The sequence below is a fragment of the Solwaraspora sp. WMMB335 genome, assembly GCF_049179075.1.
Taxonomy (GTDB): domain Bacteria; phylum Actinomycetota; class Actinomycetes; order Mycobacteriales; family Micromonosporaceae; genus Micromonospora_E.
The window spans coordinates 3,295,884-3,309,136 of the sequence record NZ_JBMHMF010000001.1; the positions used below are offsets into that span (position 1 = coordinate 3,295,884).

At 70.5% G+C, this 13,253-nt stretch carries 13 protein-coding genes; 5 read left to right on the top strand and 8 right to left on the bottom strand.

The genetic code is table 11. From position 1 onward, the window contains the following. The first annotated feature begins 1 nt into the window (after position 1). A complete protein-coding gene (locus ACN27F_RS14175; protein WP_421433888.1) occupies positions 2-1,168 on the top strand; it encodes a glutathionylspermidine synthase family protein in 1,167 nt (388 codons plus the stop codon). Positions 1,169-1,186: 18 nt separating this feature from the next. After that, positions 1,187-1,738 (top strand): CGNR zinc finger domain-containing protein, encoded by a 552-nt coding sequence (locus tag ACN27F_RS14180; protein WP_421433890.1) that lies wholly within the window; start codon positions 1,187-1,189, stop codon positions 1,736-1,738. A 41-nt stretch (positions 1,739-1,779) separates the two neighbouring features. Here the strand turns inward: ACN27F_RS14180 and ACN27F_RS14185 are convergent, their stop codons facing one another. Continuing rightward, positions 1,780-2,616: a sugar phosphate isomerase/epimerase family protein gene (locus ACN27F_RS14185; RefSeq protein ID WP_421433892.1), complete on the bottom strand. Its 837-nt coding sequence runs from the start codon at positions 2,614-2,616 to the stop codon at positions 1,780-1,782. Positions 2,617-2,685: 69 nt separating this feature from the next. After that, positions 2,686-3,636 (bottom strand): Ppx/GppA phosphatase family protein, encoded by a 951-nt coding sequence (locus ACN27F_RS14190; protein ID WP_421433893.1) that lies wholly within the window; start codon positions 3,634-3,636, stop codon positions 2,686-2,688. 75 nt (positions 3,637-3,711) lie between these two features. Here ACN27F_RS14190 and ACN27F_RS14195 point away from each other — a divergent pair, with 75 nt between their 5' ends. Then, positions 3,712-4,551: a hypothetical protein gene (locus ACN27F_RS14195; RefSeq protein ID WP_421433894.1), complete on the top strand. Its 840-nt coding sequence runs from the start codon at positions 3,712-3,714 to the stop codon at positions 4,549-4,551. A gap of 47 nt (positions 4,552-4,598) precedes the next feature. Here ACN27F_RS14195 and ACN27F_RS14200 read toward each other — a convergent pair whose 3' ends face one another. Together ACN27F_RS14200 and ACN27F_RS14205 are read right to left on the bottom strand one after the other, a co-directional pair. Continuing rightward, entirely contained in the window at positions 4,599-5,282 is a 684-nt protein-coding gene (locus ACN27F_RS14200) for a winged helix-turn-helix domain-containing protein (RefSeq protein WP_421433895.1), read from the bottom strand. Between the two features lie 43 nt (positions 5,283-5,325). Further along, positions 5,326-6,642 carry a sensor histidine kinase gene (locus ACN27F_RS14205; protein WP_421433896.1) on the bottom strand — a complete coding sequence of 439 codons (1,317 nt, stop codon included), beginning with the start codon at positions 6,640-6,642 and terminating at the stop codon, positions 5,326-5,328. Between the two features lie 227 nt (positions 6,643-6,869). Between ACN27F_RS14205 and phoU the strand changes: the two genes are divergently transcribed. Continuing rightward, on the top strand, positions 6,870-7,517 hold the full coding sequence (phoU, locus tag ACN27F_RS14210) for a phosphate signaling complex protein PhoU (RefSeq protein WP_421433897.1): 648 nt from the start codon (positions 6,870-6,872) through the stop codon (positions 7,515-7,517). A 108-nt stretch (positions 7,518-7,625) separates the two neighbouring features. On the opposite strand, the gene ACN27F_RS14215 is transcribed toward phoU, so the two are convergent. Continuing rightward, positions 7,626-8,375, bottom strand: a complete 750-nt coding sequence (locus ACN27F_RS14215) for a phosphoglyceromutase (RefSeq protein WP_421433898.1) — start codon at positions 8,373-8,375, stop codon at positions 7,626-7,628. A 146-nt stretch (positions 8,376-8,521) separates the two neighbouring features. Between ACN27F_RS14215 and ACN27F_RS14220 the strand changes: the two genes are divergently transcribed. After that, positions 8,522-9,895 (top strand): MDR family MFS transporter, encoded by a 1,374-nt coding sequence (locus ACN27F_RS14220; RefSeq protein ID WP_421433899.1) that lies wholly within the window; start codon positions 8,522-8,524, stop codon positions 9,893-9,895. Between the two features lie 265 nt (positions 9,896-10,160). Here the strand turns inward: ACN27F_RS14220 and ACN27F_RS14225 are convergent, their stop codons facing one another. From ACN27F_RS14225 to mshA, 3 genes are all read right to left on the bottom strand, one after another. Next, complete coding sequence (locus ACN27F_RS14225; RefSeq protein ID WP_421433900.1) at positions 10,161-11,108, bottom strand: hypothetical protein; 948 nt, start codon at positions 11,106-11,108, stop codon at positions 10,161-10,163. 84 nt (positions 11,109-11,192) lie between these two features. After that, complete coding sequence (locus ACN27F_RS14230; protein WP_421433902.1) at positions 11,193-11,708, bottom strand: YbjN domain-containing protein; 516 nt, start codon at positions 11,706-11,708, stop codon at positions 11,193-11,195. Positions 11,709-11,732: 24 nt separating this feature from the next. Then, positions 11,733-13,100, bottom strand: a complete 1,368-nt coding sequence (gene mshA, locus ACN27F_RS14235) for a D-inositol-3-phosphate glycosyltransferase (RefSeq protein ID WP_421433903.1) — start codon at positions 13,098-13,100, stop codon at positions 11,733-11,735. Between the last annotated feature and the right edge of the window lie 153 nt (positions 13,101-13,253).

The following is a 13,253-nucleotide window of genomic DNA, read 5'->3' on the forward strand; positions in this document are numbered from 1 at the left end:
CATGCGCCGCCAGACCTGCCGGCCCAGGCCGGACTGGGACGCCACGGTACGCGCGCAGGGCCTGGTGTACGTCGACACCGAACTGCCTGGCGGCTCCGTCATGTCCTACTGGGACGAGACCGCCTGCTACGCCCTTGATCTGCCGGAAGTGTTGCGGCTGGAGGAGGCGACCGAGGAACTGCACCGGATGGCGGTCGCCGCCGCCGAGCACGTGGTCGCCCACCGCCGGTTTGCCGATTTCGGCATCCCGCACTGGGCCGCCGACGCGGTGGCCCGGTCGCTGCGCGAGCAACCACCGACGTTGTACGGCCGGTTCGACCTCTGGTACGACGGCTCGTGGCCGCCGAAGCTGCTGGAGTACAACGCGGACACCCCTACCGCGCTGGTCGAGGCGGCGATCGTGCAGTGGTACTGGCTGGAGGACACGTACCCGCATCTGGACCAGTGGAACAGCCTGCACGAGCGGCTGGTCGCGGCATGGGCACAGCTCGGAGCCGGGCTGTACCAGCCAGGGCTGCACGTGACCTGGTCGAGCGAGGAGGAGACCGGCGAGGACCTGATGACGGCCGGCTACCTGGCTGAGACGGCCCGCCAGGCCGGACTCGACATCGAGTTGCTGCCGATGCTCGACATCGGCTGGGACGGCCGGCGGTTCGTCGACGCCGCCGACCGGCCGATCACCACCTGCTTCAAGCTGTACCCGTGGGAGTGGATGCTGGCCGAGCCGTACGGACGGCTGGCGCTCGAACCCGGCACCCCGACCACCTGGATCGAGCCGGCGTGGAAGCTGCTGTTGTCCAACAAGGCGCTGCTCGCGGTGCTCTGGGAGCTCTTCCCCGGCCATCCCTACCTGCTACCGGCCTACCTCGACGGGCCACGGGACATGCCGGAGTACGTGGCCAAGCCGCTGTTGGGCCGCGAGGGTGCGTCGGTACGGATCGTCACCCCGGCCGGCGAGTTCGCCAGTCCCGGCGAGTACGGCGCCGAAGGCTGGTGCTACCAGCAGTTCCAGCCGCTACCCACGTTCGACGGGAACCACCTCGTGCTGGGTAGCTGGGTGGTGGCCGGCGAGTCCGCCGGTGCCGGGCTACGGGAGAGCGACGGGCTGATCACCGACGGGTACGCCCGCTTCCTGCCGCACTACGTGGCCGCCCACCGCGAGGACTGAATCGTCTACGGTTGTCAGGTGGACTTCGACGCCTACGCGCGAACCGCGGTTGATCTGGTCAACTCCCCGCTGGCCGGCCTCGATGACCTGAAGACGCTGTTCCACGGCGACCACGCCTGGATGCGCGAGGAGGTCACCGAGCGCGATGTGACGACATTCCGACGGACCGCCAAGCGGCTACGGGACGTCTTCGAAGCCGGTACCGCGGGACGCGACACCGACGCGGTCGCCGAGCTCAACGCGCTGCTGGCGGCATTTCCGGTGCAGCCACGGATCTCCGGCCACGACTCGAACGACTGGCACATGCACGTGACCAGCCGGGGGGCGTCGGTCAGCGCGGAGTACCTCACCGGTGCGGTCTGGGGCCTGTCGGTCTGGCTGTGCGAGTACGGCAGTGCCCGGTTCGGTGTCTGCGCCGACACCCGGTGCGGCAACGTCTATCTGGACACGTCGTCGAACTGCTGCCGGCGCTTCTGTTCGGAGCGTTGCGCCACCCGTTCGCACGTGGCGGCGCACCGGGCCCGTAAGCGGGCGGCGGTCGGTGCCAAGGCCCTGGTCCCGGTCTCCTGACCGCCCACACCGCCAGGGACCCGCCGGCCGCGACCTTCTGCTCAGGGCCGCCGGTCGGCGGTCGTGGCGTGGTCGCGACTGGCTTCGCCGGTGCGGGCGAGGTGCCGGCGGGCGAACTCCAACGATTCCCGCAGATCACTTTCGCGCACCGTACGGCTGCGCGCACCCCGGGTGGCCACCTCCACGGCCACCGCACCGGTGAACCCCAGACGGGCCAGCGAGCCGAGCAACTCGCCGCAGGGTTGGTTGCCTCGTCCGGGGACGAGATGCTCGTCGCGGCCGAGCCCGGAACCGTCGCCGAGGTGCACGTGCTGCAGCGCACCGCCCATCGCGTCGGCGAGGGCGAACGCGTCGGCCCGCGACGCCGCGCAGTGCGAGAGGTCCAGGGTGTAGGCGTCGTAGCCGACCGTGGTCGGATCCCACCCCGGCTGATAGGGCACGAACTCGCGGCCGGCCATCCGCACCGGGAACATGTTCTCGACCGCGAAGCGCAGGTCGGGGTGGGCTTCGGCGAGTGCCCGCAGCCCGTCGGCGAACGTCCGGGCGTAGTCGCGCTGCCAACTGAACGGCGGGTGCACCACCACGGTCTGCGCGCCCAGCGTCTCGGCCAGCACCGCCGAGCGCCGCAGCCGCTCCCATGGATCCGGACTCCAGACCCGCTGGGTGACCAGCAGACACGGGGCATGCACGGCGAGCACCGGCACCCCGTAGTGACGGGCGAGGCCGCGCAGCGCTCCCGCGTCCTGGCTGACCGCGTCGGTCCAGACCATCACCTCGACGCCGTCGTACCCGAGGGTCGCGGCCAGCTCGAAGGCGGCCGCGGTCGGCTCGGGAAAGACCGAGGAACTGGAAAGCAGCACGGGGACCGGGGACGTCACGTTGCCCAGCCTAGCCCGGTCCCGCCCACCGCGCCGATCGGCGACGAGGCACTCCCCGTCCCGAGCCGGCTATCCGGACATCAGCTCCAGTCGTGCCATCCGACGCAGGATCACCCCTTCGCGCAAGGCCCACGGGCAGATGTCCAGTGACTCGATGCCCAGCTGGCGCATCACCGACTCTGCCACCACCGCCCCCGCCAGCAACTGGTGTCCCCGGCTGGCGCTGACCCCTTCCAGCTCGGACAGCTCTGCCGGCGGGATGTGCCGGATGAAACCGGACACCTGTCGCAGCCCGGTACGGGTCAGCCGGCGGGGGGCCCACAGGCCGGCGCTCGACGGCGCAGCGCCAGTCAGCCGGGCCAGCGTACGGAACGTCTTGGAGGTGCCGACCGCCTGATCCCAGCCCTGTGCCTGCACCTGCGGAACCAGCAGCTGCACCTGGGCGTCGACATGGTCGCGCAGGTCGGCGACCCGTTGGGCGGGTGGCGGAGTCTCGGTCAGTGGCGTCACGTCGAGCCACTCCCGGGTCAGCCGCCCCGCACCCAGCGGTAGCGACTCGGCCAGATGCGGTTCCTCGTCGACTCCGCAGGCCAGCTCCAGTGACCCCCCGCCGATGTCGAGCACCAGCAGCCGACCGGCCGACCAGCCGAACCAGCGGCGGACCGCGAGAAAGGTCATCCGCGCCTCGTCTGCGCCGGACAGCACCTGCAGCTGCACTCCGGTCTCCGCGCGCACCCGGGCCAGCACCGCGGCGGAATTCGCCGCGTCGCGCACCGCGGAGGTGGCGAAAGCGATCAGGTCGCTGGTCTGCCAGCGCACCGCTGACGAGCGGGCCGCTGACACCGCCTCCACCAGCGCGTCCGCCCCGGCCGTGGTGAGTGCGCCGTCCGGCCCGGTCTGCTCGGCCAGGCGCAGCAGGGACTTCTCCGAATGGGCCGGCCACGGGTGGGCTCCGGGATGGGCGTCCACCACGAGCAGGTGCACGGTGTTGGAACCGACGTCGAGCACACCCAGCCGCATGCGATCACCCTATGGCAACGCGACCGGCCGGCCGCTTGCCCGGCTCACCGTCTCGGCGCGGCGTAGGCTGACCAGGTGGCACGCCGTGACGAGCTCCGCGTACTGGTCGAGGACCCGGACGATCCGCGCAGCCGGGAGGTCGGGCTCGACTTTCCGCGTGAGTGGATCGAGTTCGTCGACCCGGCGGACGGCAAGCACCTGATCCGGGCCGACCTGACCTGGTTGCTGTCCCGCTGGACCTGCGTGTTCGGCCGGTCCTGCCACGGCATCATCGCCGGCCGGGCCGGCGACGGCTGTTGCTCGCACGGAGCGTTCTTCACCGACGTGGACGACGAGGCCCGGGTCAAGGCTGCGGCGAAGCGGCTCACCCCGCAGACCTGGCAACACCACCGGCGAGGTTTCAAGAACTACACCGAGATGGACACCATCGACGGCAAGAACCCGGCGCGGCGCACCGCCACCCGCTCCGTCGACGGTCCGTGCGTCTTCCTCAACGACGCGGACTTTCCCGGCGGCGGTGGCTGCGCTCTGCACGGGCAGGCGTTGCGTGACGGGGTGCACCCGCTGGAGTACAAGCCGGACGTCTGCTGGCAACTGCCGATTCGCCGGGACCAGGAGTGGACCAAGCGTCCCGACGCCACCAAGGTGCTGGTCACCACGCTCACCGAATTCGACCGGCGGGGTTGGGGCGCGGGCGGGCACGACCTCGACTGGTGGTGCACCTCGTCGCCGGAGGCGCACGTCGGCACCGAGCCGATGTACCTCACCTACGAGCCGGAGCTGACCGCGTTGATCGGCAAGGCCGCGTACGCCCGGTTGGCGGAACTCTGTGCCGCGCGGTCCCGGCGTGGCCTGGTCGCCGCGCATCCCGCCACCCCGCGCCGCCGCCCTCCGACGGCCCGCCGGGCCGACTGACCGGGCCCACCGCCGTCGGCCCGACCGCGCCGGTGCAGTGGTACGGATCACGGCTCGAACTTGTAGCCCAGTCCGCGGACGGTGACGATGTAGCGCGGTGCCGACGGCTCGGGTTCGATCTTCGAGCGCAGCCGTTTGACGTGCACGTCGAGGGTCTTGGTGTCGCCGACGTAGTCCGCCCCCCAGACCCGGTCGATCAGCTGTCCACGGGTGAGCACCCGACCGGCGTTGCGCAGCAGCAGTTCCAGCAGCTCGAACTCCTTGAGCGGCAGCTGGACCGACTCGCCGTCGACGGTCACCACGTGCCGCTCGACATCCATCCGGACCGGACCGGCGCTCAACGTCGGCGTCGCCGGCTCGACCGCCTCGGTGTTCTGCCGGCGCAGCACGGCCCGGATCCGGGCGACCAGTTCCCGTGGCGAGTACGGCTTGGTGACGTAGTCGTCAGCGCCGATCTCCAGCCCGACCACCTTGTCGATCTCGCTGTCCCGGGCGGTGACCATGATGATCGGCACCCGGGAACGCTGCCGCAGCTCGCGGCAGACCTCGGTGCCGGACATTTCCGGCAGCATCAGGTCCAGCAGCACGATGTCCGCACCGGTCCGGTCGAACTCGGTGAGCGCGACCGTACCGGTCGGGGCCACCGACACCTCGAACCCCTCTTTGCGCAGCATGTAGGAAAGGGCGTCGGAAAACGACTCCTCGTCTTCCACCACCAGTACGCGGGCCAACTGATCTTCCTTCCCTGTGTCCGGCCTGATCACTCAGACCTGCTCAAGACGCGGCCGGACCGACCTCGATCTCAACCGAATCGGGTAACGGCAGGACCTCGTCCGGCGGGCTGGTGGGCAGCCGCAACGTGAACGTCGACCCCCCACCCAGCGTGCTGGACACGTCGACCCGACCGCCATGGTTGGTGACGATGTGTTTGACGATGGCCAGACCCAGCCCGGTCCCGCCGGTGGCCCGCGAGCGGGCCTGGTCGGCCCGGTAGAACCGCTCGAAGATCCGGTCGACCTCGTCCGGCGCGATACCGATGCCCTGGTCGGCGACGGCGATGTCGATGTACTCGTCGCCGCGCGCCACGGTCACCGTCACCCGGGTGCCTTCGCCCGAGTACGCGATCGCGTTCTCCACCAGATTGGCGACCGCGGTCGCGACCTGGGTGTCACTGCCGTAAACGGTCAACCCGCGCACCCCGTCGACGACGACGTCGATCCGGCGGGCGGCGGCGGTGGTCCGGGTCCGGTCGACGACCTCGGCCACCACCCAGTCGACCGAGATCGGGTCCGGGGTGGGCAGCGGTTCGGCGCCCTGCAGCCGGGTGAGCTCCAGCAGTTCGTTCACCAGCCGGCCGAGCCGGGTCGACTCGTGCTGGATTCGTTCGGCGAACCGGCGGGCGGCCGCGACGTCGTCCGACGGATCGGCGACCTCGCTGTCCGGGTCGGTGGCGTCCAGCAGTGCCTCGGCGAGCAGTTGCAGTGCGCCGATCGGTGTCTTCAGCTCGTGGCTGACGTTGGCCACGAAGTCCCGTCGTACCCGGGCCACCCGATGGGATTCGGTCACGTCCGCGGCCTCGATCGCGACGTGGTTGCCGCTGAGCCCGACGGCCCGTAGGTGGACGCCGAGCGGATCCTGTGCCCCGCCTTCCCGTCCACGCGGCAGGTCGAGCTCGACCTCCCGGCGCACCCCGGTCCGGCGTACCTGCCCGGCGAGGGTCCGGATGATCGGATGGGCGGCGATGGTGCCCACGGTGGGTCCGGCCCGCAGCATGCCCATCGCCCGGGCAGCCGGGTTGACCAGCACCGGAATGTCCTTGGGGTCGAGCACGACCACACCGACCCGCAGCGAGTCGAGGCTCTTGCGCGCCAGCGCGTCGAGCAGTCCACGGTCCGGCGTCGATGCCGCGGCGGTAGAGGCGTCGTTGGTGGCGATCGGCGGCCTCCCGTTGCTGGGCATGCGGTCTGCGCCCGGCCGGGCATCCCGGGCGGCTGCCAGTTGTCGCGCCCGGGCTCGCGCCAGGAGCAGCCCGGCGATCAGCCCGCCGCCGGCGCCGACGGTCGTGCCGCCAGCGAGAACCGCCCAATCCACGGGGCGATCGTAGGGTCATTGTTAACCTGGGCGGCCACCCGAACAGGACATATCTCGCCGCCATCGCCAGATGTTCATACGTACGCCTGATTCCGTTCATCCCTGTTCACCTCGGCGCCCCACCGCCGCCATACGGTGTGCTCGACATCTGGTAGAGGCTGGAAGCACAGCTGCCCCGGCGGGAACTCCGATGGCGAGGCCTCCCGCCACGACGATGGAAGGCGATCATGCGCGAGGAGTTCCAGGCCGAACTGCAAGAAATCAGCGACCTACTGGTGTCGATGGCGCAAGCGGCCCAGACCGCGCTGCAGCGGGCCACCGGGGCGCTGCTCACCGCCGACCGCGAGGCCGGCGAGCTCGTGGTGGTCAGCGACGCGGAGATCGACGCCCTGTACCGCACCGTGGAGGAGCGGGCCAGTGACCTGCTGGCCCGGCAGGCACCGGTCGCCTCCGACCTACGGATGGTGATCACCGCCCTGCACGTGGCGTCCGGCCTGGAACGGATGGGCGACCTGGCCGATCACGTGGCCAAGACCGCGCTGCGCCGGCACCCGTCTCCGGCCGTGCCGGCCGAGTTGCGCGGCGTGTTCTCCGAGATGGCCGAGGTGGCCGACCGGATGATCGCCAAGGTGATCGAGGTACTGCGTACGCCGGACGCGCAGACCGCCGCCGAGCTGGACAGCGACGACGACGCGATGGACGAGCTGCACCGCCGGCTGTTCCTGATCCTGCTCGGCAAGGACTGGCCCTACGGCGCGGAGACGGCGATCGACGGCGCCCTGCTCGGTCGGTTCTACGAGCGGTACGCCGACCACGCGGTCAATGCCGGACGGCGGGTGGTCTACCACGTCACCGGGGTCAATCCCGGCGACTGACCGACACCGACGGCCCAGCAGGGCCGGGGGCCCGGCTGACGCGGATCCCGGGCAGGGGTACAGCGGCCGAGACCCTGCCGTACCCCTGCCGTCGCCCGGGTAGTAAGGTCAGCGCCCCTGGCTGGCGACTGCCGCGGCGGCCTCGGTGGCGGCCTCGGGGTCGAGGTAGTCACCGCCGGCGTTGATCGGGCGCAACGCGCCGTCGAGGTCGTAGCGCAGCGGGATGCCGGTCGGGATGTTGAGCTTGGCGATCGCCTCGTCAGTGATCCCGTCGAGGTGTTTGACCAGCGCCCGCAGCGAGTTGCCGTGTGCGGCGACCAGTACCTGCCGGCCGGCGAGCAGGTCCGGCACGACCGCGTCGTACCAGTAGGGCAGCATCCGCTTCACCACGTCGGCCAGGCACTCGGTGCGCGGCATCAGTTCGGGTGGCAACTCCCGGTAGCGGGGCTCACCCACCTGCGACCAGTCGTCGTCGTCCGCGATCGGCGGTGGCGGAGTGTCGTACGAGCGTCGCCAGAGCATGAACTGCTCCTCGCCGTACTCCTCCAGGGTCTGCTTCTTGTTCTTGCCCTGCAGCGCGCCGTAGTGGCGCTCGTTGAGCCGCCACGACCGGCGTACCGGGATCCAGCCGCGATCGGCGGTGTGCAACGCCAGTTCGCTGGTGCGGATGGCCCGCTTCAGTACGCTGGTGTGCACGACGTCGGGCAGCAGGTTGTGCTGGGCCAGTAGCTCACCGCCACGTCGCGCCTCGGCCTCGCCTTTGGCGGTCAGATCCACGTCGACCCAACCCGTGAAAAGGTTCTTTGCGTTCCACTCGCTCTCCCCGTGCCGGAGCAGCACCAGTGTCCCCACAGTCATGGCCTCATCCTGCCGGACCCGCCTGGTCCGGGCGCGCCGGCCCGCGGTGACGACCACCACGTGGAAAATCGGATGCCCGCCGGCCGGGCCGGCCCCTACGGTGTAAGGATCTGGGCTCGATACGGCCATTACGGCGGGGGTGCTGGTTGCGCGGCGTGCGGGTGTGGTTGGAGCAGACCGCGGGCGGACTGCCAGGCACCTTCTGGTATTTGTGGACCGGCAGCTTGATCAACCGGCTCGGCTCGTTCGTCGCCATCTTCCTGGCCATCTACCTGACCGCCGAGCGCGGCCTCACCGAGACCCAGGCCGGCCTGGTCATCGGCGCCTGGGGCGCCGGCGGGGCCGCTGGCACCCTGGCCGGCGGGACGCTCGCCGACCGCTGGGGGCGCCGACCCACCCTGGTCACCGCCCACGCCTGCGGTGCGGCCGTGCTGCTTTTTCTGGGTCTTGCCGAGCCACTGTGGTTGCTGGTGGCCGGCGCGGTCCTGCTCGGCGTCTGCAACGAGGGTGCCCGGCCGGCGTTCAGCGCGATGATGATCGACGTGGTGCCGGCACGGGACCGGCTGCGGGCGTTCTCGCTGAACTACTGGGCGGTCAACCTCGGATTCGCGTGCGCGGCCGTGCTCGCCGGACTGGCCGCGCAACTCGACTTCGTCCTGCTGTTCGCGGTGAACGCGACGACCACCCTGCTCACTGCCGCGATCATCTTCGTCAAGGTCGGTGAGACCCGGCCGGTCAGCCAGCGTGCGGCCGGCACCGTCGGTGGCGGAGTTGCCAGTGCCGGGGTTGCCGGCGTGGCCGGCGACGACCGACCCGGACTGCGTACGGTCGTCACCGACCGCGTCTTCCTCGCCTTCGTCGCGCTGAACCTGTCGTTGGCGCTGGTGTTCATGCAGCACGTGGCGATGTTGCCGATCGCGATGGCCGACGACGGGCTCGCCCCGGCGACGTACGGCACGGTCATCGCGCTCAACGGGGTGCTCATCGTCGCCGGACAGCTCTTCGTGCCCCGGCTGATCGCGGGTCGCGACCGCTCGCACGTACTGGCCCTGGCTTCGGTGATAGTCGGTGTCGGATTCGGGCTCACCGCGATCGCCGACGCCGCCTGGTTCTACGCGGTGACGGTACTGGTCTGGACGATCGGCGAGATGCTCAACTCGCCGTCGAACGCGACGCTGATCGCCGAGCTGACGCCGGCCGAAGTGCGTGGCCGCTACCAGGGCGTCTTCTCACTCTCCTGGTCGGCAGCAGCGTTCGCCGCACCGATCATCGGTGGGTTCACCCGGGAGTACGCCGGTGACACCGTGCTCTGGCTCGGGTGCGCCGTGATCGGCGTCGCGGTGGCGGTCGGCCAACTGGTGGCCGGACCGGCAAGGGAGCGGCGCGCCGCGATGCTGCGCAGCGAGCAGACCCGGGCTCGGCGACCCGCGCCGGAGCCGGAGCCGGAGCCGGAGCCGGAGAAACTGGAGATGTCGGACAGCGGCGGAACCGGCGGCGGAGAGCGACGCTCACCCCCGTGAGCGTCGCTCCCGCGCACCGCCGGTTCAGGTGGCGCCGTCCCCCAACGGCCCAATGCCACCGATCCCCCGACACCATCACCCGGTCACGCGGACCGTACCGGTCCGGCGGCCCCCGGCCATTCCGGGCTCGGTGCGTTGCCATTAACCGTAGTTGTCGACGGTTCGCCGGCACAAGCCGGAATACTTGTACCGCCAATCACATGAACCAGCGTGACCAGCTAGGTTTAAACCCAACGGACACCCGCGAGTAGCGGGAAATGTACGGTCAGGCATCCTCCCGGTCGGGCGATTCGAGCCGAAAGAAATTGCTCTGCGTACCATCAGTGCGCTGTTCCTGGTAGATGAAGTTGAGTCGCCGCAGATCAAACGTCTCAAACCACTCGTTCCAGGAGATAGGCCGCAGATTGGCGCCGCCATAGCCCGGAAAATCGAACCGCAGCACGCTGGCCCGCCCGTCGCGCGGGGCACCGACCGTCGCGGGTCGGCCTCCGCGCGCCTCGGCCCACTGGCGGATCACCTCGTGGTCGGTGGTCACCAGACTGCGTCCCGCCCGCTCGGCGTGCTGCCGCGGATCATCGATTCGCTGCGCGTACCGCAGCGAACGCGACGACGATCCGCCGGTGCGGATCTTGCCCGCGCCAGTGGTGGCGCTCTTCCGAGCACCCGAGCCGTTCTTGCGGGTAGCGGTCCCGCCGCCACGACCCGCCGCCGTGGTGCTCTTGCGCGCCGGCGTGCTGCTCTTACGCGCGGCGCTTGTGCTCTTCCGCGCCGACGCCGTGCTCTTGCCAGCCGTGCCCGCCGCACTCTTACGAGCCCTGCCCGCCGCACTCTTGCGGGCCCCGCCAGCCGTGCTCTTGCCAGCCGTGCCCGCCGTGCTCTTGCGGGCGTTCGACCCGTTACGGCGGGCAGCCGGAGCGCCGTTCCTCGGGCGCGACGCCTGTTGGGCACGGGCCGGGGTACCGCGTCGCATCGCCTGCGCCAGCGACTTGATCAGTTCCGGCTTCCGCAGATTGGAGGTGCCGGTCACACCGCGGCTGCGCAGCTGTGCCCGCAACTGGTCGACCCGTAGGTGTGTGAGGTCGCTCTCCCGGATGCGGCCGTTGGCTCGGGCGACGGTCGAGGTGGCACCGCGCGCCGTACCCGCGCTGCGGTTGGCCTGCGTCCGCCCGTTCGACCCGGACTTGCCGCGACGGACCCTGGTCTGCTGAGGCATGGTCTGCTCACTCCCTTGACAGTGACCTGCGGGGGGCAGTGGGCGACGGTTACGCCACTATGCGAGCAGTACCCGACTGGTTGTCTACAAACCCGGATCTTCTGCTGGCTTACTGTCGAAAAGGTGTGCAAACGCCTGCAGGTTCGTCAGTGATTCACCTCGCTTGACCCGCCATTCCCACTCGCGGCGGATCGCCATACCAAAGCCAATCTCCAGCATCGTGTCGAACGACTCGTCGGCGTATGCCAGTACCGCGCCCAGTATCCGGTCGAGTTCGTCCTCGGTCACTCCGGCGAGACCGATACGACCAGTCAGGTAGACGTCGCCCACCGCATCGATCGAAAAGGCGACGGCGTACATCCGGGCGTTGCGCTGCAGCAGCCAGGTCCACAGCTCGGTGCGGCGCTCGTCGGGCTGGCGCATCACGAATGCCTCGACCCGTAGCGCGTGCTCGCCGACGATCAGATTGCAGATCGTCTTCAGCTTGTGAGTGCCGGGCAGCGTCACCGCGTACCCGAAATCACCGGTCGATTCCCAGGCCAGGTCCTGTTCCGCGCAGACCGACTCGATCAACGCGGCCACCTCGGCTCGCCTGCCCATGGTCCTCCCGACCGCCGGTACGCGTCAGCGGATGCTCGCCGAGAGCTCTGCCGCCTGCCGGCACATCCCGCTGGTGACCGCCGCGCGGTGCTTGCACACCGCCTCACCGTAGACGTCGAGCAACCCGGCCGCAGTGCGAGTCCAGGAGAACTGCCGGGCGTGTGTGACCGCACCCTGGCCGAGTCGTCGGCGTAGCCGCGGCGCGGCGAGCAAGGTGCCGATGACACGCCCCCAGTCGTCCGGGTCGTGCCCGTCGACCAGTACCCCGCTGTGCCCGTCACGGACCGCCGTGACCAGGCCACCTACCGAGGCGGCCAGCACCGGCGTCCCGCAGGCCTGCGCCTCCAACGCCACCAGCCCGAAGGACTCGTTGTACGACGGCACCGCGACCAGGTCGGCGGCCCGGAACAGCGCCGGCAGGTCCGCCCCGCCCAGCGGCGGCAGGAACGAGACCAGGTCGTCGATCGCCAACGCCTTCGCCAGATCGATCAGGGCACCGGGCTCGTCCAGCCCACTACCGCTCGGCCCGCCCGCGACCACCACACGCAGATCGACCGCAGCGGCCGGCTCCCGGCGACGCAGTGCGGCGACCGCGCGCAACAGGACGTCCGGAGCCTTCAACGGCTGGATCCGGCCGACGAACGCCACCAGGTGGCCACCCGGTGGCAGGCCGAACCTGCGGCGGGCCGCCTGCCGGTCCGCCACCGCCTGCCCCGCGGGCGCCGGACGGAACCGGTCCAGGTCGACGCCGGGCTGCACCACCGTCACCCGGCCGGGGTCGGCTCCGTACCGGTCGATCAGATCGGCTGCCTCGGTGCGGGTGTTCGCCACCAGATGATCGGCCTCGGCCACCACCTGCTCCTCACCCACGATCCGAGCCGCCGGCTCCGGCCGGTCACCCAACGCCAACTGGGCGTTCTTCACCTTGGCCAGGGTATGCGCGGTGTGTACCAGTGGCGCCCCCCAGCGGTCCTTGGCCAGCCAGCCGACCTGGCCGGAGAGCCAGTAGTGGGAGTGGACCAGATCGTAGTGGCCGGGCGCGTACGCAGCCTCGGCGCGCAGCACTCCGGCGGTGAACGCACACATCTGCGCCGGCAGGTCTTCCTTGGGCAGCGGCTCCAACGGCCCCGAGATGATGTGCCGCACTCGGACGCCGGGCGCCATCTCCACCACCGACGGCAGACCGCTGGCGGTGGCCCGGCTGAAGATCTCGACTTCGACACCTGCCTCGGCCAGCCTCCGGGACACTTCCACGATGTAGACGTTCATGCCGCCGGCGTCCCCGGTGCCCGGTTGATCCAGCGGGGACGTATGCACCGAAAGCGTCGCGATCCGGCGCGGGATCGGCCACGGCTGGGGACTGCGCTGCCCGACCTCGCCCGCTCGCACCACGTCCTGCTCCCTCCGACAAGGCCCTGACGACAGCCACCGGCAGCAACCAGTACGGCCCGCCACATCTTCCCGATCGCTCCCGCGCCATGCCGGGCCCCGGCGGGCGGGGTGATCCACCTCTCCCTGCCATACGCCTGCCGGCCGCGACGAGCG